The 20,726-nt window shown below is 34.7% G+C and carries 15 protein-coding genes; 8 read left to right on the top strand and 7 right to left on the bottom strand.

Translation table 11 applies throughout. The features are described 5' to 3' along the window. The first annotated feature begins 168 nt into the window (after positions 1-168). The 3 genes from fadB (at position 169) to IDG66_RS12890 (ending at position 4,065) form a co-directional block, all read left to right on the top strand. On the top strand, positions 169-2,430 hold the full coding sequence (gene fadB, locus IDG66_RS12900) for a 3-hydroxyacyl-CoA dehydrogenase/crotonase FadB (RefSeq protein WP_000154532.1): 2,262 nt from the start codon (positions 169-171) through the stop codon (positions 2,428-2,430). Between the two features lie 29 nt (positions 2,431-2,459). After that, the gene (locus tag IDG66_RS12895; RefSeq protein ID WP_001154616.1) at positions 2,460-3,644 is read left to right on the top strand and encodes a thiolase family protein; all 1,185 of its coding nucleotides are present in this window, start codon (positions 2,460-2,462) and stop codon (positions 3,642-3,644) included. Between the two features lie 313 nt (positions 3,645-3,957). Then, the gene (locus tag IDG66_RS12890; RefSeq protein WP_001790533.1) at positions 3,958-4,065 is read left to right on the top strand and encodes a hypothetical protein; all 108 of its coding nucleotides are present in this window, start codon (positions 3,958-3,960) and stop codon (positions 4,063-4,065) included. Positions 4,066-4,246: 181 nt separating this feature from the next. Here IDG66_RS12890 and coa read toward each other — a convergent pair whose 3' ends face one another. Further along, complete coding sequence (coa, locus tag IDG66_RS12885; protein ID WP_000744067.1) at positions 4,247-6,148, bottom strand: staphylocoagulase; 1,902 nt, start codon at positions 6,146-6,148, stop codon at positions 4,247-4,249. A 189-nt stretch (positions 6,149-6,337) separates the two neighbouring features. Here coa and IDG66_RS12880 point away from each other — a divergent pair, with 189 nt between their 5' ends. Then, positions 6,338-6,682, top strand: a complete 345-nt coding sequence (locus IDG66_RS12880; protein WP_000211596.1) for a complement inhibitor SCIN family protein — start codon at positions 6,338-6,340, stop codon at positions 6,680-6,682. Between the two features lie 163 nt (positions 6,683-6,845). Here the strand turns inward: IDG66_RS12880 and IDG66_RS12875 are convergent, their stop codons facing one another. From IDG66_RS12875 to pflB, 3 genes are all read right to left on the bottom strand, one after another. Next, positions 6,846-8,609, bottom strand: coding sequence for a glycerophosphoryl diester phosphodiesterase membrane domain-containing protein (locus tag IDG66_RS12875; protein ID WP_001806672.1), 1,764 nt, complete (start codon positions 8,607-8,609; stop codon positions 6,846-6,848). Positions 8,610-8,944: 335 nt separating this feature from the next. Continuing rightward, positions 8,945-9,700, bottom strand: coding sequence for a pyruvate formate-lyase-activating protein (gene pflA / locus IDG66_RS12870; protein WP_000911657.1), 756 nt, complete (start codon positions 9,698-9,700; stop codon positions 8,945-8,947). 22 nt (positions 9,701-9,722) lie between these two features. Next, positions 9,723-11,972 carry a formate C-acetyltransferase gene (gene pflB, locus IDG66_RS12865; RefSeq protein WP_000894660.1) on the bottom strand — a complete coding sequence of 750 codons (2,250 nt, stop codon included), beginning with the start codon at positions 11,970-11,972 and terminating at the stop codon, positions 9,723-9,725. Between the two features lie 587 nt (positions 11,973-12,559). Here pflB and IDG66_RS12860 point away from each other — a divergent pair. The 3 genes from IDG66_RS12860 to IDG66_RS12850 are packed head-to-tail and all read left to right on the top strand — an operon-like array spanning position 12,560 to position 15,832. Beyond that, the gene (locus IDG66_RS12860; protein WP_000837105.1) at positions 12,560-13,528 is read left to right on the top strand and encodes an ABC transporter substrate-binding protein; all 969 of its coding nucleotides are present in this window, start codon (positions 12,560-12,562) and stop codon (positions 13,526-13,528) included. After that, entirely contained in the window at positions 13,525-15,081 is a 1,557-nt protein-coding gene (locus IDG66_RS12855; protein ID WP_000127997.1) for a sensor histidine kinase, read from the top strand. The genes IDG66_RS12860 and IDG66_RS12855 overlap by 4 nt, the downstream gene beginning before the upstream one ends. After that, positions 15,074-15,832, top strand: coding sequence for a response regulator transcription factor (locus IDG66_RS12850; RefSeq protein ID WP_000477521.1), 759 nt, complete (start codon positions 15,074-15,076; stop codon positions 15,830-15,832). The genes IDG66_RS12855 and IDG66_RS12850 overlap by 8 nt, the downstream gene beginning before the upstream one ends. Before the next feature lie 358 nt (positions 15,833-16,190). Here the strand turns inward: IDG66_RS12850 and uhpT are convergent, their stop codons facing one another. After that, complete coding sequence (gene uhpT / locus IDG66_RS12845) at positions 16,191-17,570, bottom strand: hexose-6-phosphate:phosphate antiporter (protein WP_001008722.1); 1,380 nt, start codon at positions 17,568-17,570, stop codon at positions 16,191-16,193. 232 nt (positions 17,571-17,802) lie between these two features. Here uhpT and IDG66_RS12840 point away from each other — a divergent pair, with 232 nt between their 5' ends. Next, positions 17,803-18,297: an isoprenylcysteine carboxyl methyltransferase family protein gene (locus IDG66_RS12840; RefSeq protein WP_000603755.1), complete on the top strand. Its 495-nt coding sequence runs from the start codon at positions 17,803-17,805 to the stop codon at positions 18,295-18,297. A 360-nt stretch (positions 18,298-18,657) separates the two neighbouring features. Here IDG66_RS12840 and IDG66_RS12835 read toward each other — a convergent pair whose 3' ends face one another. Together IDG66_RS12835 and IDG66_RS12830 are read right to left on the bottom strand one after the other, a co-directional pair. After that, entirely contained in the window at positions 18,658-19,626 is a 969-nt protein-coding gene (locus IDG66_RS12835) for a sugar phosphate isomerase/epimerase family protein (protein WP_000690419.1), read from the bottom strand. 54 nt (positions 19,627-19,680) lie between these two features. Beyond that, the gene (locus tag IDG66_RS12830) at positions 19,681-20,721 is read right to left on the bottom strand and encodes a Gfo/Idh/MocA family protein (RefSeq protein ID WP_000163809.1); all 1,041 of its coding nucleotides are present in this window, start codon (positions 20,719-20,721) and stop codon (positions 19,681-19,683) included. Positions 20,722-20,726 lie beyond the last annotated feature (5 nt).

Here is a 20,726-nt window from a genome sequence, read left to right as displayed (position 1 = left end):
AGATGCAGTAATATCACTAAAAAAAGACTTATTTTAAGCATAAAGCTTTTTCCTTAAATAAGAGGCTAAGATGACTGTCAAAGATACTTAATTAATTTTATAAAATAGCAACGTTATTCCAATTATCTTAATGGTTATCTTATCCTCAACTAAATTGGAGGAATCACTATGACAATTAATAAAGTAACCGTTCTTGGCGCAGGCACGATGGGCGCTCAACTGGCAGCACTCTTTGTGAATGCTGGACTTAAAGTAAAACTATTAGATATTGTAGTGGACAAAAACGATCCAAATCTCATTGCGAAAAAATCTTACGATAAAATTACAGATAAGAAACGGCCGCTACTATTCGACTTAAATCTAGCGAGTCATTTAACATATGGTAATTTTGATGATGACTTGGTAAATGATGATGCTGATTTATATATCGAAGCAGTTAAAGAAGATATTGAAATTAAGCATGCTGTTTGGCAACAAGTTCTACAACATGCTAAAGAAGATGCTTTATTCGCTACAAATACATCAGGTATTCCAATTAATGCGATTGCTCAAACATTTAACGAGAAGGATCAAGAACGATTCTTTGGTCTACATTTCTTTAACCCACCACGTATTATGAAATTAGTGGAGTTAATACCTACGTCACACACGAAGGAATCTATCATATTAGATGTAAAAAATTTCGCGCAAAATGTGTTAGGTAAAGGTGTCATTGTCGTCAATGATGTGCCTGGCTTTGTCGCAAATAGAGTCGGCACGCAAACAATGAATGATATTATGTATCGCGCCGAGCAACACAAGTTAAGCATTGTAGATGTGGATGCTTTAACTGGGCAAGCGATTGGTCGTCCTAAAACAGGTACATATGCCCTATCTGACCTAGTCGGTTTAGATATTGCAGTGTCTGTAATTAAAGGCATGCAACAAGTACCTGAAGAAACGCCTTATTTTCATGATGTCAAAATTGTAAATACGTTGTTTGACAATGGCGCACTCGGACGTAAAACGAAACAAGGATTTTACAAAAAGGATAAAGAAACTAAAGCTCGACTTGTTTACGATGTTGAAAAACAAGATTATGTACCTGTATCGCAACCACAATTACCAATTTTAAATGAATTTAATAAAGACTTAGTGCATAACCTTGATGTCATATTCAATGCGCAAGACGAAGCGGGACTATTTTTATGGGAGACATTACGTAATAATTTCTATTACTCTGCTATCAATGTACCTAAAGCTACCGATGATTTCCGAGACATAGACCGTGCGCTTGTCTGGGGGTTCAACTGGAAACTTGGTCCATTCCAATTATGGGATGCAATGGGATATGAACGTGTTAAAACACGTATGGAAGACGAAATTGGAGACTTACCACAATGGATTAGTGATTTAGATGGTGGCTTTTATAAACAAGATGAGACCATCGAATATGCAACACCTGTTTCTCACTTCGTAAAAGATGAACTTTGGGATAAAGGTGATGCCAAACTTTCCGTAACTCATGATGATCAACTGTTACTGAAATTACAAAGTAAAAATAATGTCATTACCGATGAATTCAACGATGCGTTAGTTGATGCGATTGATTTACTGGAAAATGACCATTACACAAGTATGGTTATTTATGCAGATGGTAACAATTTCAGTGTGGGTGCTAACCTTTTCTTAATGAAAAAGGCGCATGAAGACGGTCTTGTAGATGATGTCGTTGCACAATCAATTGATAAATTACATTATAGCTTTAATCGTTTGAAGTATAGTTTGAAACCAGTAGTCACAGCTGTTCAAGGTCGTGCCTTAGGCGGTGGCTGTGAGCTTGTACTTTACTCACCTATTGTTGTCGCTGCAAGTGAAACGTATATCGGTCTTGTTGAAGCAGGCGTTGGCTTATTACCGAGTGGCGGTGGCCTTGCAGAAATGGCTGATCGCATATTACGCACATCGCATAAGTTTGATGACAAACAAGCTTCCATGACAAAAGTACTGACGAATATCGCATTTGCGAAAGTCTCTACAAATGCCTTTGAGGCACGTCGTTATGGTTATTTACGTGATACAGATACGATTATTTTCAATACAGCACAACGTGTCGAAGTTGCGCTCAAACGTGCGAAATATGAAGCAGAAACAAACTATATTCCGAATCCTAGACATCAATATATCGCTTTAGGTGAAGACTTCAAAGCATTGATCCAAGGACAATTAGATGCGCAAAGACGGGGTCATTTTATTAGCGACCATGATTATCATATCGCCTTAAATATCGCCACAATTTTAGCGGGTGGTGATTTACCAAGAAATACATTTATCAATCAACGTTACATTCAATCGTTGGAGAAAATTGGCTTTATTGACTTACTAAAATCTAAAAAATCATATGAAAGAATTGCACATATGTTAAAAACTGGTAAGCCATTACGTAATTAAAAGATAGTCATTAAGAGAGGATGATAACCATGCAAGAAGCATACATTGTAGCTTATGGGCGTTCAGCCGCAGCGAAAGCAAAGCAAGGCGCATTATTCCACGAAAGACCTGATGATGTCGCAGCCAAAGTATTACAAGGCGTATTGAAACGTATTGACGGAAAATTCAATAAGAATATGATTGAAGATGTCATTGTTGGTACGGCTTTTCCAGAAGGATTACAAGGACAAAACATTGCACGAACGATTGCATTGCTTACGGGATTATCTGACACGGTACCGGGTCAAACAGTGAATCGCTACTGCTCATCAGGATTACAAACCATCGCGATTGCAGCCAATCAAATTATGGCTGGTCAAGGAGATATACTTGTAGCTGGTGGCGTTGAATTGATGAGTGCCGTACCAATGGGTGGCAACGAGCCCACAAACAATCCTACCTTACAATATGATGATATAGGTGCGTCATATCCTATGGGTTTAACTGCTGAAAATGTAGCATCCCAATTTGACGTATCACGCGAAGATCAAGATGCTTATGCTGTCAGAAGTCATCAACGTGCCTATGAAGCACAACGTGATGGTCGGTTCAACGATGAAATTATCCCAATACAAGTAAACTCAGTTGAATATACAAACGCAGGACCAAAAGTACACACAAATATCTTTGACCAAGATGAATTTATACGCCCTGACACCACGATGGAGGCATTAGCCAAATTACGTACAGTATTTAAAGCTGACGGCACTGTGACTGCGGGAACATCTGCCCCACTTTCTGATGGTGCAGGATTTGTAGTTTTAATGTCTGGAGATAAAGTGAAAGAACTAGGCGTGACACCTATTGCACGATTCGTTGGTTATAAGGCAGTAGGCGTTGACCCGAAAATTATGGGTATTGGGCCTGCATATGCGATTCCTGAAGTATTGTCACTCAGCAATCTATCTGTTGAAGACATTGATTTGATCGAATTGAACGAAGCATTTGCTTCTCAAACAATTGCATCTATTAAAGAAGTAGGTCTAGATATATCACGTACGAATGTGAATGGTGGCGCTATTGCTTTAGGTCATCCATTAGGTGCTACAGGCGCAATGTTAACCGCGCGTTTACTTAATGAAATGGGTAGACGTCCCGATAGCCGTTACGGCATGGTTACGATGTGTATTGGTGTCGGTATGGGTGCAGCTGCTATATTTGAATATGTGCGTTAGAATGGTTGATTTTGGATGAAGCGGATTCGTTTTGTTATTGAATGAAGTAGGCTGAAGTTGAAGCCAGTTGAAGTTGAAGCGGGTTGAAGCAATTTCGTTTTATTAATGAAGCTGTGTGAAATATAGTGATTGAACAAAAAAGTGGTTTAATGGGATGGTGGTTATTTCCGTTTTAGAATTTAACATTTACACGTCTAATTTTAATCATTGTTTTAAATTTTATGAATCGAAGCCCTTTGATTTAATAATATTTGCTAATGCTAGTAACTTATCTGATTGTTCATGTTTAAAATAAAGAAAACCACTCACATCAGTGTGTGTTCGAACTAGACTTGTAAGTTCCAGTTCGGCACGACTTTCTAAAGCAATTATTATTGCTGTGATTGTCGTATATCACTTAGATGTGCGTGGTTTATTTTAATAGGTTAGTAATATATTAGGTCATGTTATGTTTAAGACTATAATGAATAAATAATTTAGAAATATGCTTCCGATTGTTCGATGCTTTAATTCAGTTAGAAGCATCATAGAATGCATGATTACTGTTGTAAAGATACGTAATGTTTTGTATTGACTGTATGTCTTTGGATAGAGTTACAAACTTATTTTGTTACTCTAGGCCCATATGTCGCAGTACCATCTGCATGTGTTGTTACATTGTATGCATTTGTTTTACTTGGCTTCTTGTATGTCGGGCGAGCTCCGTATGACACTTGACCGTTTGCGTGTGTTGTTACGTTATATGCATTTGTTTTGCTTGGCTTGTTTTGTGTCGGGCGAGCTCCGTATGATACTTGACCATTTGCATGTGTTGTTACGTTATATGCATTTGTTTTGCTTGGCTTGTTTTGTGTCGGGCGAGCGCCATATGATACTTGACGATTTGCATGTGTTGTTACGTTGTATGCATTTGTTTTGCTTGGTTTGTTTTGTGTTGGGCGAGCGCCATATGTTACTGTGCCATCTTGATTTGTCGTTACGTTGTATGCGTTTGTTTCTGATGGCTTATTGAATCTTGGTCTCGCTTCATATCCAAATGTTCCATCGTTGTATTCACGGATACCTGTACCAGCATCTCTATATTTAACATATTTAGGTGTTTTGTTAAATTGAGGTCTTGCTGGATAATGTGATGCTTCTGTTGTTTCAGATGCTTGAGGTTTAACTTCAATATCACTTGATTCTCCTTGAGTACCTTTTAACGTTGATTCAGTACCTTGTGGTTTTATTTCAAGTTTAGATGAGCTACCTTCAAGACCTTCTAAAATAGGGTTCGGTGTCGTCGGTTGAGTATAATTATCGCTTAAAGATGGTCTGTTTTGTTCCATTGTTGGGAAATCTGGACCTTGAACGATTTCACCTTGTAACGTTTTATTTTCCATCGTTGGATATTCCGGACCTTTTACAATTTCACCTGTAATTGTGCCCTGTGGAATTTTAACTAATGGCTGTGCCACTGGTTGTGTTGTTTCTTCAGCTTTATCAACTGTAATTTTAACCTCTTGTTGGTTATCAAATTTAGGTGATTGAGGTTCTTCAACTTTCTTCTCTTCTTTTACAACTGGAGATTTTGTTACAGTTTCCTCGTATTTTTTGACAGTTTTATTTTTCCAAGATTCGTCAGCCTTTGCAACCGCTTCTCTTGTTTCTTTAACTAGAGCATCAAATCCATCTTTATGTTTATGGTAATCATGTTTAGTTCCATCATACCTAGTAATGTGTTTAGGTCTATTCAACTTGGTTTCAATGAAGAAATCATCAATAATAGATTCTAAATCTTTAATCATTTCTTTTTCAGTACGTTGATTCGTAACTCTAATTGGATCTTTTTCATCACCTAAAATCAAATCAATTTTCGCCCTAAGATTTAATGCTTCTGTTTTATGTTGTGCATCTGTAACGTAGGCAAAATATACACTATATGCTTGATCAACAAGTGAATCTATTTTACCATATGCTGTTCTTTCTTCGCTTTCAGAATATGGTTTTAAATCTGGATTCTCTGATTCAATTTTCTTTACTTCTAACTTAAAGTTATCCAATGCTTTTGTTAATAATTTTGATAAGTCATTGTATTCTTCCATAGTTAAATCGCCAAGATCGTATTTATCAAATGCTTTCATTTTAACTTGAGTATTAGGATTCTCTTTTTTGTATTTTTTATATAGTTCTTTATAAATTTCGTATTTTTCTTTTTTTCTTTCTAGCAGGTATTGGTCTTCCTCTAAAACTCTAGTTTTTAATTTATCTACTGCATCTTTATATTCTTTTTCTGCATATTTATGCTGATCCAGTAAATGAAAAATATTGTAAAACTGGTTTTCTAGATTTTCAATTATTCCCCAATAATATCCATCTGCAATTTGTTTCCCATTTTTACTCCCAGCATTAACTTGTGATTTCCCACTATAATCCTTTGTTACTATCGCATCTGCTTTGTTATCCCATGTAAATAAGCTAGATGCAACTGCTAATGCGCCTAGCGAAATTATTTGCTTTTTCATAATTTTTTAATTCCTCCAAAATGTAATTGCCCAATCTACATTAAAGAAACAAAATATTAAAAGACATTAACTATATATTAACTAGAATAAACAAAGCATTAACTATCTTTTTGTTATAGTTAATTAGCTTTGCAATATACAATAGTGTATAATTTTTTTGATTAATGTACATCAAAGGAGTAACAAAGCATGACAACACAAATGAAAATCAAAACATATTTAGTTGCTGGTATTAAAGCGGCGCTCCTTGATACGACTGGTATTAAATTAGCAAGCAAATCTGAAACTACATCACATACGTATCAACATCAAGCGCTTGTAGATCAATTACATGAATTAATAGCAAACACTGACTTAAATAAATTATCGTACCTAAATTTAGATGCGTTTCAAAAACGCGATATTTTAGCTGCGCACTATATTGCAAAATCCGCTATACGCACTAAAAATTTGGATCAAATGACTAAAGCGAAACATAGATTAGAAAGTATTTACGATTCAATTTCTAACCCTTTGCATTCACAAAACAATTAGCAACTTATCAATAAATCATGTAAGTGTTTGTGACGCCAAATTGCCATACAAATACTTGTCATATGAATATAAACGAATGAAACGATTGCCTATCCCATAGATGGCAACATTAAAAAGACCTCTGAAGGTATCATCTTGATAACTTTAGAGGTCTTTGTTTATATTATTCAAACAAAATTCTTATAGAACGATCGAAGTATGTTTCGTCTTTCTTTTCTTCTTTAATCTGATCAGCTAATGCTGGGTCATCTGTGATAATACCATCAACATTGGTTTGTAAGTATTTCGTTAAATCTTCTTCGCCGTTAATGGTCCAAGTATAGACTTCTTTATTTTCCAAGTGCGCTTGATTAACAAGTCTTGGCGAATAAGAAAAATCTTCGATGACAAAGAAATCTAATGATGTTTCTTTAAAATGACCAAACTGCAACGGAATGATATAACCACACTTGAGATATGGCGCTTCTTTTTTCAACTTAGTCATCACATCATAATCCAATGACATCACACGATATTGATGTTCAACACCATGCTTTTTCAAAATATCAATAACACGTTGTGTATAATCTGCTGGTTCTTTACCATGTGGCTTTAACTCTACTAGTAGCTTCACATTTGATTGTTTAGCCGTTTCAATAAATTCGTCTAAGGATACAAGTTTTGCTTCATGTCCATTTTGACGCATTTTCAAACCGACGACATCTTTGAAATTAGATTCAGAAATATTTTTATTAACACCTGTTAAACGTTTCAAATTGTTATCATGACTAACAACAAATTGTTTATCTTTCGTCATAATTGTATCTAACTCAACGTATTCGACATTCGCTTTTGCAGCAGCTTTCAATGACGGAATAGAATTTTCAACGCCTTTATCTTCGAAACCACGATGGCCAATAATGGAGATATTTGTATTGATAGTATTATTGTAAAGTAAGTACATGTTATAACCGATAAAACATGTCACTGCAAGTACCATTGAAATTATAAAGAACCTAGACTTCCGTTTCGGTTTTGGGTATTTAAATTCTAAGCCCGGTTGGTCTAATACATTCTCTTGTTTTAAGTGCAGTACTAACACACTGATTAATGATAATTTCGTAAATAAATAATAGAAGAACAATGCGCTTTTCAATACAACAAATAAAATTGATGAGACTAAAAACTTATCTCCTTCTTCATCTACACAAATAGCAAGATATGTTGCTCCTGAAATAATTAATGTTAAAATCGCACCAATGATGAGTTCCAATATAACTATTTCTATAACAAGTCGAAACTTATTTCGCTTCGTAATTTGCCAACTTAGTCTCATATTTTTAAATAACGACTGACGGTTTAAAATCGTTAACGGTAAGGTAAATATTAATTTAAAGTTTAATATAAATACAGCAATCATAAAGGTACCGTAAATGATTATACCTTTCGTCGTTTTCATAAGTTCTTCCGTTAAAAATTTAGGTATGTAAATATTTTTTGTTAATACTGAACTTAGTCCTAGGTTGGCAATGGGTATCATTAACATTAAATAAATAACAAAGAAAATAACTGGTACACCTATGAGTTTACGCACATTTACAAAGGCATTTTTAAAAATGGATTTAAATGTAATAATCTGTCGATCAAAGCCGGCATAAACCATATAAACTAACAATGAAAACTCTACATAAATCAGAAAGGCAACACTTAATATGAATATAATAAGAAGTATCACACTGGCGGGATGACTAACGATTTCCGTCCAATTGTTAATCGTAAGTTGGCTTTGCCCAGCTACTTTTAACATCATATTAAATAGTAAAATTAAGTATGTACTACTAATAAAAATCATGATTAACTGCAATAGTAAGGCATTAATGCTAAAACGCCCTTTATTTTGATACAGTAATTTAAATACTGCCCATATATCTTTACTAATTCTCTTCATAATCACGCTCCGCATTGCTTTAATATTAAGTTTCATCTTAATATTTTTCATTACTCAGGGTCAATAAAAATTTGAAAAGACTCATATTCATATGCAAGTAGCAAATAATAACCCATTCAACATCAGCTAAATGATGATATTGGAACCCCACCTTTAACAAGACATCACATTCTTTATCAGCATAGCTACTTACAAAAACGTCTTCCTTCAACCATTGTAGAAGTTGTCTCATATACTTACTACGTCTTGCTAATACTCTATACTCAATTGAAAAAGAAGCATATGCCCCTTCACTCTTGAAGTTGCATATGCTTTCTTTTCGGTCTGAATTGTATTTATAATTCAACGGGAATTTTCCCTTTGAAGTTAACATAACGGTAGGCTGCTTTAACAGCTTCATCATCGGGCGCTTCGACATCTTCTAATTCATATGCAATGCCCAATGTTTTCCACTTATGAACACCTAACTGATGATATGGCAGAATTTCAAACTTTTCGACGTTATCAAGAGAATTAATGAATTCCCCTAGTTTAATTAAATCGTCTTTATCATCAGAATAACCAGGCACAAGGACATGTCGAATCCATACAGGTTGTTTCATATCTGACAGTTTGCGCGCGAAGTTAAGGATGTGTGTATTAGGCTTTCCTGTCAATCTAATATGTTTGTCATTATCAATATGTTTTATATCTAATAATATCAAGTCTGTATGTTTTTGTAATTCTTCAAAATGCCTTTGAAATGCTTTTGTATCATTAGCACATCCAGCCGATGTGTCTAAGCAAGTGTGCACACCATTTTCTTTTAATTCCGCAAATAATTTTTCTAAGAATGGCATTTGTAACAATGGTTCGCCACCACTGACTGTTACACCGCCACCCGATGCATCAAAGTATGGTTTGTATGGTAATATTTCATTCACCATTTCATCAACTGTGACTTCTCTTGATGGCTCACTAATTTTCCAAGTATCTGGATTGTGGCAATACAAGCATCTAAGTAAGCATCCTTGTGTAAATAATATATATCTTAATCCCGGTCCATCGACAGTACCTAAACTTTCGACAGAATGTAAGTGTCCCTTAAGCATAGTGCTCCCACCTTAAATTTTGTTACATACTTTCATGGAATGTACGAGAAATTACATCTAATTGTTGTTCACGTGTTAATTTAATGAAGTTAACAGCGTAACCAGATACACGGATTGTTAACTGTGGATATTCTTCTGGATGTTCCATTGCATCTATTAATGTTTCACGGTTAAATACGTTAATATTTAAGTGGTGACCACATTGCATTGCGTAACCATCTAACATACTAGTTAAGTTACGGTTTTGATCTTCTGGTTCTTTACCTAATGATTTTGGTACGATACTGAATGTATTTGAAATACCATCTTTACAGCAATCGTAAGGGATCTTAGCTACAGAACTTAATGAAGATAATGCACCTTTTTGGTCACGGCCATGCATTGGGTTTGCACCTGGTGCAAATGGTTCGCCAGCTTTACGTCCGTCTGGTGTGTTACCAGTTTTCTTACCGTATACAACGTTTGAAGTAATTGTTAATACACTCATTGTATGTTCTGAATCACGATATGTTTTATGACTACGTAATTTAGTCATAAAGCGTTCTACTAAATCAACTGCGATATCATCTACACGGTCGTCATTGTTACCGTATTTAGGGAAGTCGCCTTCGATTTCAAAGTCTACTACAAGACCTTCTTCGTTACGAATTGGTTTAACTTGTGCATATTTAATTGCAGATAATGAGTCAGCTGCTACTGATAAACCAGCGATACCTGTTGCCATTGTACGTACAATTTCTGTATCATGTAATGCCATTTCAATACGTTCATAGCTGTATTTATCGTGCATGTAGTGAATAACATTTAATGAGTTAATGTAAACACCTGCTAGCCAATCCATCATTTGATCAAATTTCTTGAATACTTCGTCATATTCTAATACTTCGCTGTTAATACCTTCGAAGTTTGGACCAACTTGTGCACCAGATTTTTCATCTTTACCACCATTGATAGCGTAAAGTAATGTTTTAGCTAAGTTCGCACGTGCACCGAAGAATTGCATTTGTTTACCAATTGTCATCGCTGATACACAACATGCGATACCATAGTCATCGCCATAGCTTTCACGCATAATGTCATCATTTTCATATTGGATAGAACTTGTTTTAATACTCATTTTTGCACAGTATGTTTTGAAGTTGTCAGGTAAACGTACTGACCATAATACTGTTAAGTTTGGTTCTGGAGCTGGACCTAAGTTATCTAATGAGTGTAAGAAACGGAATGAGTTTTTCGTAACAAGTGGACGTCCGTCAATACCTACACCACCGATAGATTCAGTTACCCAAGTTGGGTCTCCAGAGAATAATTCATTGTAATCAGGTGTACGAGCAAATTTAACAATACGTAATTTCATGATGAAGTGGTCAATAATTTCTTGAACTTCGCTTTCAGTAATAACGCCTGCTTTAAGGTCACGTTCAGCATAGATATCTAAGAATGTTGATGTACGACCTAAACTCATTGCTGCACCGTTTTGTTCTTTAATTGCAGCAAGGTATGCTAAGTATAACCATTGAACTGCTTCTTTGAAGTTTTCTGCTGGACGGCTTAAATCGAAACCATATTTTTGTCCAAGTTCTTTTAATTCTTTTAATGCACGATATTGTTCTGATAATTCTTCACGTAAACGAATTACATCTTCTGACATTTCTGTAGACATCGTGTTGAAGTCGTGCATTTTTTCTTCCATTAAGAAATCTACACCATATAAAGCTACACGACGATAGTCACCGATAATACGTCCACGTCCGTATGCATCAGGTAAACCAGTGATTACACCTGCTTTACGGCAGTTCAACATTTCTCTAGAATATGCATCGAATACACCTTGGTTATGTGTTTTACGATAATCTGTAAAGATTTTTTCAGTTTCTTCGTCTAATTCGTAACCGTAAGCTTCACAAGCTGCTTTCGCCATACGAATACCACCGAATGGTTGCATTGAACGTTTGAATGGCTTTTCAGTTTGTACACCTACAATTGTTTCTAAATCTTTGTCTAAATAACCAGCATCATGAGATGTGATTGTTGAAGCTACTTTCGTGTCCATATCCCACATGCCGCCACGTTCACGTTCTTCTTTCGATAACTGCATTACTTGTTCCCAAAGTTTAGAAGTTGCTTCTGTTGGTCCTGCTAAAAATGAATCATTACCTTCATAAAGAGTGTAGTTTAATTGGATAAACTCTCTTACATCTACGTGTCTGTTCCATCTTCCATTTTTAAATCCTTGCCAAGCTGTTGCATGATTTTTATTTGTTTCTAACATACTAAACGCCTCCATCTGTATAATGTTGTGAATTTGAAATGCTATGTTAACGTTTTCATAGTCATTGTAGCATGTTTGTTGTGATTTTTTTCACATAAATTATGTACAATTTTCATCAAATGTATGTCAAAACATAGAAACTGTACTAATTTGTGTAACAGTAATATGCTAATTGCATTCTGTTACACAACAGTTATAATGTTCACTATTTTCATTGCTTTAAAAGTTAATTTAGGAGTATATATTTGTTTATAAAAAATGATTGTTGATAAGCGTTAAATCAACACTTAGAAAGATTTACTTTTATATATGAAGAGACTGGATTAAATACTTTTATTGACGTAAAAATATACTTTTGAACCGTTCAATATCTTGCCAATTTTTATATAACAGCTACAAATAAAATATAACAGTTTGATTTTACAACCTCGGTAAGTCATCTTGACAAACAAAAATTATGTGCTATCACAACATTTGCAACGTCTTAACAAGTCATCTTTAAACATTTCTAAATATTTAACATTACTTATGCGTCATTTATTGCTAAAATTATTGTATTAAAATATACATAGAATTGATGGGATATCATGAAATCAAAAATTTATATCTTGCTATTATTTCTCATTTTTTTATCAGCATGCGCTAATACGCGTCACTCTGAATCAGATAAAAATGTATTAACAGTTTATTCTCCGTATCAATCAAACTTGATTCGTCCAATTTTAAATGAATTTGAAAAACAAGAGCATGTCAAAATTGAAATCAAACATGGATCTACTCAAGTACTGCTTTCAAACTTGCATAACGAAGATTTTTCGGAGCGTGGTGACGTCTTTATGGGTGGTGTGTTATCAGAAACAATTGATCATCCAGAAGATTTTGTTCCCTATCAAGATACATCTGTAACACAGCAATTAGAGGATTATCGCTCGAACAATAAATATGTTACTAGTTTTCTATTAATGCCAACAGTTATAGTAGTGAATTCAGATTTACAAGGAGATATTAAGATTCGAGGTTATCAAGATTTATTACAACCTATACTTAAAGGTAAAATTGCGTACTCAAATCCAAATACAACAACGACAGGCTATCAACATATGCGCGCTATTTATAGCATGCATCATCGAGTAAGTGATGTGCATCAATTCCAAAACCATGCGATGCAACTGTCAAAGACGTCTAAAGTCATTGAAGATGTTGCAAAAGGTAAATATTACGCAGGTCTAAGCTACGAACAAGATGCACGCACATGGAAAAACAAAGGTTATCCTGTATCAATCGTTTATCCAATTGAAGGAACAATGTTAAATGTTGATGGTATTGCTTTAGTTAAAAATGCACACCCTCATCCTAAGCGTAAAAAGTTAGTGCAATATTTAACAAGCCGCTCAGTACAACAACGATTAGTTGCAGAGTTCGATGCCAAGTCAATTCGAAAGGATGTTAGTGAACAAAGCGATCAGTCTATCGAAAATCTTAAGAACATACCTTTAATACCGAAATCTAAATTACCGGACATTCCACATCATAAATTTTTGGAGATGATTCAATGACGGCATACAAACCTTATAGACATCAATTGAGACGATCGTTATTTGCGTCTACTATTTTTCCGGTATTTTTAGTCATTATTATTGGACTAGTAAGCTTCTATGCCATCTATATTTGGATTGAGCATCGTACGATTCATCAACATGTTGATGAAAGTCAGTCATCTTTACATCACACTGAAAAGCAGATTCAGACATTTATTACACAGCATAATAATTCGTTTCAAGAGCTCGATTTAACAAATCATCATGATGTTACCGCTACAAAACGTGGATTATTAAAATTAATACACCAACAGCCCGCAACACTTTATTATGAATTATCTGGACCAAATCAGTTTATAACCAATAATTATGAACATTTAAACACTAAAAATATGTATTTATTTTCAACGCATCAGCTTAAATTCAAAAATAGTACATATATGCTTAAAATTTATATGGCTAACACCCCACGTTTAAGTGAAATTAAGAAAGATAGCCGACAATTCGCACTTATCGTTGATCAATATGACAATATTTTATACGCCAACGATGACCGTTTTACTATAGGTGAAAAGTATAGACCACAACAATTCGGATTTATGAATGAATCTGTAAAATTAAACCATGCTGACCATCGTCTCATTATTTATAAAGATATACATGAAAACATTGAAGATGGTATCACGTTGTTAATTGTTATGGCCGTAGTTCTTGTTTTACTAGTAATATTTGGTTTCATTAGCGCAGATAATATGGCTAAACGACAAACAAAAGATATCGAAACGATTATTCAAAAAATTTACTATGCCAAAAATCGTCATCTAGGTACATATACACCTTTAAAAAACAACAGTGAACTAGAAGAAATTAATAATTATATTTACGATTTATTTGAATCAAATGAGCAACTGATCCATTCTATCGAGCATACAGAACGTCGCTTGCGTGATATTCAGTTAAAGGAAATAGAACGCCAATTCCAACCTCATTTCCTATTCAATACGATGCAAACAATACAATATTTAATTACGTTATCTCCGAAATTAGCACAAACTGTGGTCCAACAATTATCGCAAATGTTACGTTACTCATTACGTACAAACTCACATACAGTGGAATTAAACGAAGAGTTGAACTACATTGAACAGTATGTTGCGATACAAAACATCCGTTTTGATGACATGATTAAGCTCCATATCGAAAGTTCTGAAGAAGCGCGTCACCAGACAATTGGTAAAATGATGCTTCAACCACTCATAGAAAATGCTATTAAACATGGTAGAGATACTGAGTCATTGGATATTACTATACGCCTGACATTGGCACGTCAGAATTTACATGTTTTAGTTTGCGACAATGGTATTGGGATGTCGTCATCTCGCCTGCAATATGTACGCCAATCTCTTAATAATGATGTATTTGATACTAAGCATTTGGGATTAAATCATTTACACAATAAAGCAATGATTCAATATGGTTCACATGCACGACTCCATATTTTTTCAAAGCGTAATCAAGGTACGTTAATTTGTTATAAAATACCACTTTCAAGGGGGAATGTAGATGTTTAAGGTAGTTATTTGTGATGATGAACGAATTATTCGAGAAGGTTTAAAGCAAATCATTCCTTGGGGAGACTATCATTTCAATACAATATACACTGCTAAAGATGGTGTTGAAGCATTATCACTAATTCAACAACATCAGCCAGAATTAGTAATTACTGATATTCGTATGCCACGTAAAAATGGCGTCGATTTACTCAATGATATTGCGCATCTAGATTGTAATGTCATCATATTATCGAGTTACGATGACTTTGAATATATGAAAGCCGGTATTCAACATCATGTTCTTGATTATTTATTAAAACCAGTGGACCATGCACAATTAGAAGTTATTTTAGGAAGACTTGTCCGTACCTTATTAGAGCAACAATCACAGAACGGCCGTAGCTTAGCATCTTGTCATGATGCCTTCCAACCATTATTAAAAGTAGAATACGATGATTATTATGTAAATCAAATTGTTGATCAAATTAAGCAATCTTATCAAACGAAAGTGACTGTTTCAGATTTAATTCAACATATCGATGTTAGTGAATCGTATGCGATGCGAACATTTAAAGATCATGTTGGTATTACAATTGTCGATTATTTAAATCGCTATCGTATTTTACAATCTCTGCAATTGTTAGATCGACATTACAAACACTATGAAATTGCAGACAAAGTAGGCTTTTCAGAGTATAAAATGTTTAGCTATCATTTTAAAAAATATTTACAAATGTCGCCAAGTGATTATTGTAAGCAAGCAAAATAGATTAGCACATAACTAATGATTATGGCGCCTACATTTTGTTCTATGAAAAAGCGGACTGATAGAGAAGTTTTCACTTTTCTTTCAGTCCGCTTTTTAGAGAGTTTAAATATAAAACAATACTCCCTACAATATTGACACCGCTATATGTCTTTATTGTAAGGAGTAAATTCATTGAGTCACCCTAAGTCGGGCAAATAAGGATACTTCATAACAGGGAATTATGATCTGCCCCGAGACATAGAGATGATATATTTGCAAGGGTAGAAGCAGTATCTTTCATCTCTTCACGCACATGCCGTCGGGGCAGGATTGCCAACTATATTGCAATAGATTGGCGATACTTTTAATCCGATTTATATTAAATTTTTAAACTTCTAATTTTCTTTTCTTCATAGAAAGCAACGATTCCTAATAGAATCATGCCTAGGAATAATGCAACATAGAAGACGATGAAAACATCTGTCCATCCACTTAATGTATATCCAAAGATGTTTAAACCGTTACGTGTTGGATCAGCAATAGCCGCCAAACCAACTTTCGCCATTGAGTCACCGAATAGATACGCGAATGAACCTGTCATTCCGTTTGCTACACTGATGGCATTTTTAGGAACAAAACCAGTCAATGATACACCAATTAATAATTGCGGACCAAAGATTAACGCACCTAATGCAAACAATGAAATGTTAACCATCATGACACTTGTAGCATTTGTGTAGAATAAGACAACAAATGTAATCATAAACATACAGCCAATAGCTACAATTGCACGACGACCTTTTAATAAGTCTGATACGTAGCCCCATAATAAACTTGCAACTAATGCACCAATTTCAAAGTAGAATATCGTATTAACTGCATCGCCTTTACTAAAGTGTAAATGCTCTGACACATATAACGGTGCCCAGTTATCAATACCGATTCGTACAATGTATACAAAGACGTTTGAAACACATAGAATCCATATAACAGGATTTCCCAGGATATATTTTTTAAAGATCTCCCATTTCGTCATACCTTGAGAATCAATATTTTCTTTATCGACCGGCTCTTCCCAAATTTCTTCAGCACGATTCCATCCTAATTCTTCTGGATCATCTTTTCCGATAAATAATGTTGCGATACCAATAAGTAATGCAATCACCGATGGGAAAATGAACATCCCTATAACATTTCCATGGAAGAATACATTAGCACCCCAAAGTGCAACACCACCTGCAATGGCACCACCGATATTATGTGATGTATTCCAAAATCCTAAGTATCGGCCACGTTTCGTTCTTGGCGCCCATCTTGAAATCGTTGAATAACTTGCAGGTCCACCAACTGATTGGAACACCCCGTTAAGTCCCCAAAGTACAATTAATAATCCCATTACAGAACCAAAGTAACTTAAAACAAATCCCATAATTAAAACTGTAATCGCAGATAAGATAAGTAAGAACGAGATAATACGTTTTGTGTTACGTCCATCGACAAAATATCCAAGTAATGTTTTCCCTAAACCGTACGTGATACTAAATGCTAATCCGATATAACCAAGTTCTAATGTAGATAATCCAATTTCCTCTTTTAAAAACGGTTGGGCCGCCTTAAAGTTGTTTCGAATTAAATACATAGCCATATAAACAAAGAACACTACAAAGAAAGCTTGCATGAAGTTTCTAAGCCATAATTTACGTTGTACCGATAATGGAATGCCTTTGTTCGGAATCTTATGGATATCAAAAAAGTTCATCTCTGTCACCTCAATCATTTTCGTTAAGCCAAATATATCACGTCGGTGTAAGCGCTTAATATCCTTAAAATTATTAAATTATCCAAAATACTGAACATAAACACATACTTAGAAACATATTTATGTACTAAAATTAATAAATAGTTAATAGTATTTGACAAGTTTTATCTATAAAATACTTTATGTTGTCAAAATCAACGCTTATACATATGACATAATGACGGAGGACATCATGATTCTATCTATATTACTTATCTTTTTCTGTATCAGACTTGTCAGCTTAAAGATATCTATTAATCACTCAAAACAATTAAAAGCAGACGGTGCAGTTGAATATGGCGTTAAAAATTCGAAGTTTTTAGCAATAACACACGTTTTAATTTATGTATTGGCTGGTGTAGAGGCATTTATTAATAAAGATACATTTAGCTTTGCAAATGGTATTGGCTTAGTTATATTAATCTTTGCTTATATCATGTTATTTATGGTTATTAAAACTTTAGGTGGTATTTGGACATTAAAATTATTCATTTTACCTAACCATCCTATTATTAAATCTGGATTATATAAAATTACAAAACACCCAAATTACTTCTTAAACATCATTCCTGAATTAATCGGTGTATTATTATTAACACACGCAACATATACAACTATTTTATTAGTACCGTATGCGTATTTCTTATATGTACGTATTAAACAAGAAGAGAAATTAATGAATATTTAAAAAGATGAAAGCCTGTCATCACATTAGTCGACATCGACGTCCATCTTTAAAGTGCGTTCTGAAATATTATATTCAGAAGCCTTTAAAGTATGTCGTGTCTATGACCATTGTGACAACAGGCTTTTTTTATTATCATATACCTCACTATCGAAAAGGTTATATACTCTTTTCAATGGTGAGGATTGTTACTGTGAATGGGTATGACCATCGCTAAACACTTATATAAAGTACACCTTCTTTACAAACAATGACATGATTTAAGGTGTGAAATTTTTGGCAATGGCTTGGCGACATATGCATTTATTCAACACTGCCACCAGTCTTACTTCAGACAAACTTCAGACTAACCTCGAGTTCGTATTATGCCCACCACATGTCTGCTGGCTTGTCGTAAATATTAACAGATTTCAAAGTTTGACAAGCTTTTTGGAAACCTTCTTCTACTGACATAATAGGATCTTCATGTTCAATACTTAATACATAATCATATCCATTAATAATAAGTTGACTTATGATATCTGCCCATACATATGGACTATGTCCATAACCAACTGTACGGAATGTCCATGCTCTTGTCGCAACGTTACCATATGGTTGCATATCAGTTAGACCATACATATTTACATTTTCTTGATTAATATACGTATCTTTAGCATGGAAGTGATGAATTGCATTTGCTTGGCCTAATATGCGAATCGCAGCAATTGGGTCAATACCTTGCCACCATAGATGACTAGGATCTAAGTTAGCACCGATATATTCATTTGTAGCCTCACGTAACTTCAACATTGTATATGGTGTATGCACTAAAAATCCTGCATGCAACTCTATGGCAATTTTTACATCTTGCTCTTTTGCAAACTCAGCTAAATCTTGCCAATATGGTATCAACTTTTCATTCCACTGATAATCATAAATTTCAGAGTAGGCTGTTGGCCAAGGTGTAACAGGCCAATTAGGCTTTTTAGCGGTATCATCTGATCCTGCAATGCCAGAAAATGTATTAACAACTGGCACGTCTAATAGATTTGCTAAACGGATTGTTTTACGTAACGTTTCATCGGCTTCTTTCGCTTCTATCGGATCTGGAGAAATTGGATTGTTATGACAACTGAAACCACTTATTTGTAAGCCTCTGTCTGTGATTGACTTCATAAATGCTTGGCGCTTGTCTTCATTTTCTAACAACTCATCTAACTTACAAAATTTATCTCCTGGGTTACCACCTGTTCCAACTTCAATCATATCCAATCCAGATTCTGAGACATAATCTAACATATCTTCAAAATTTTTATCGTAAAATAATACTGAAAATACACCTATTTTCATTGAAAAGCACTCCTTCTTTTTATATTGAGAATTTTGTATCATATATGATAATCATTAAAGTTGTATGCTCTTGTTATCAAGATCGCTACGATAAATCGCTTCTATAAGGGCATTTACATTGCGTGCTTCTTCCGGTTTCACCACAATCTCTTCTATCCCTAAACACGCATTGACAAAGTTACGCGCCTGTCTCTCACCAGCAATGTCTTCGTTATGCTCAACATTAGCTTTGCTTTCAAAAATAGTTCCAAAGCGGGGCTCATATATTTCAAATGGAAATAAATTGATACCGCCATCTTCTCCTGATAAACTAACGTGAACCTTATCTTCTTTGATATTTGCAGACCACGAACATTCAAACTGCATGCTTGCTCGATTGGCAAATGTCATATAACTAGTAACATGATCATCGACATCAAATTTAGTATGATCAAATGTTCCCCAATCATTAATTTGATTCGGTTGTTTGCTCAATTGATTATATGTTTTTCCTAGCACTTCATGCGGCACCATATCTTTACCTAGTAGCCACAAAGATAAGTCTAACAAGTGGCAACCATAATCGATTAAACTACCGCCACCTTGCAACGCTTTATTGGTAAAAACACCCCAGCCAGGCACTTTACGCCTACGCATCGCTTGTACACGTGCTACTAAAGGTTTACCAACCACACCTGATTCAATTGCTTTTTTAGCAGTAATTGCCACATCTGTGTGACGATAATGATATGCGACAGTTAATAATTTGTGATTTTTATTAGCCGCTTCAATCATGCGATCACACTCTTCCGTCGTCATCGCCATTGGCTTTTCACACAATACATGGACACCATGGTTCAATGCTTCTATAGAAAGATCAGCATGGAATTTATTAGGTGTACAAATGACCACCGCATCAACAAGTTTAAACAGCTCGCTAGGTGTCTCAACTGCATGAGGTATATTAAAGCGCTTCGCAACATCAATCATCTGCACTGTATTAATATCTTGTACTGCAACTAATGAGACTGTGTCTTTGAGTTTCAGCAATGCTGGAATATGACGGTCTTGTGCAATACCACCAACACCTATCACACCAACTTTTAATTTTGTCATGATGT

This window comes from Staphylococcus sp. EG-SA-18 (assembly GCF_017151825.1).
In the GTDB taxonomy this organism is placed as follows: Bacteria; Bacillota; Bacilli; order Staphylococcales; family Staphylococcaceae; genus Staphylococcus; species Staphylococcus aureus.
The sequence above is the reverse complement of the archived record's forward strand: the minus strand, read 5'-3'. Positions and strand labels throughout refer to the sequence as shown.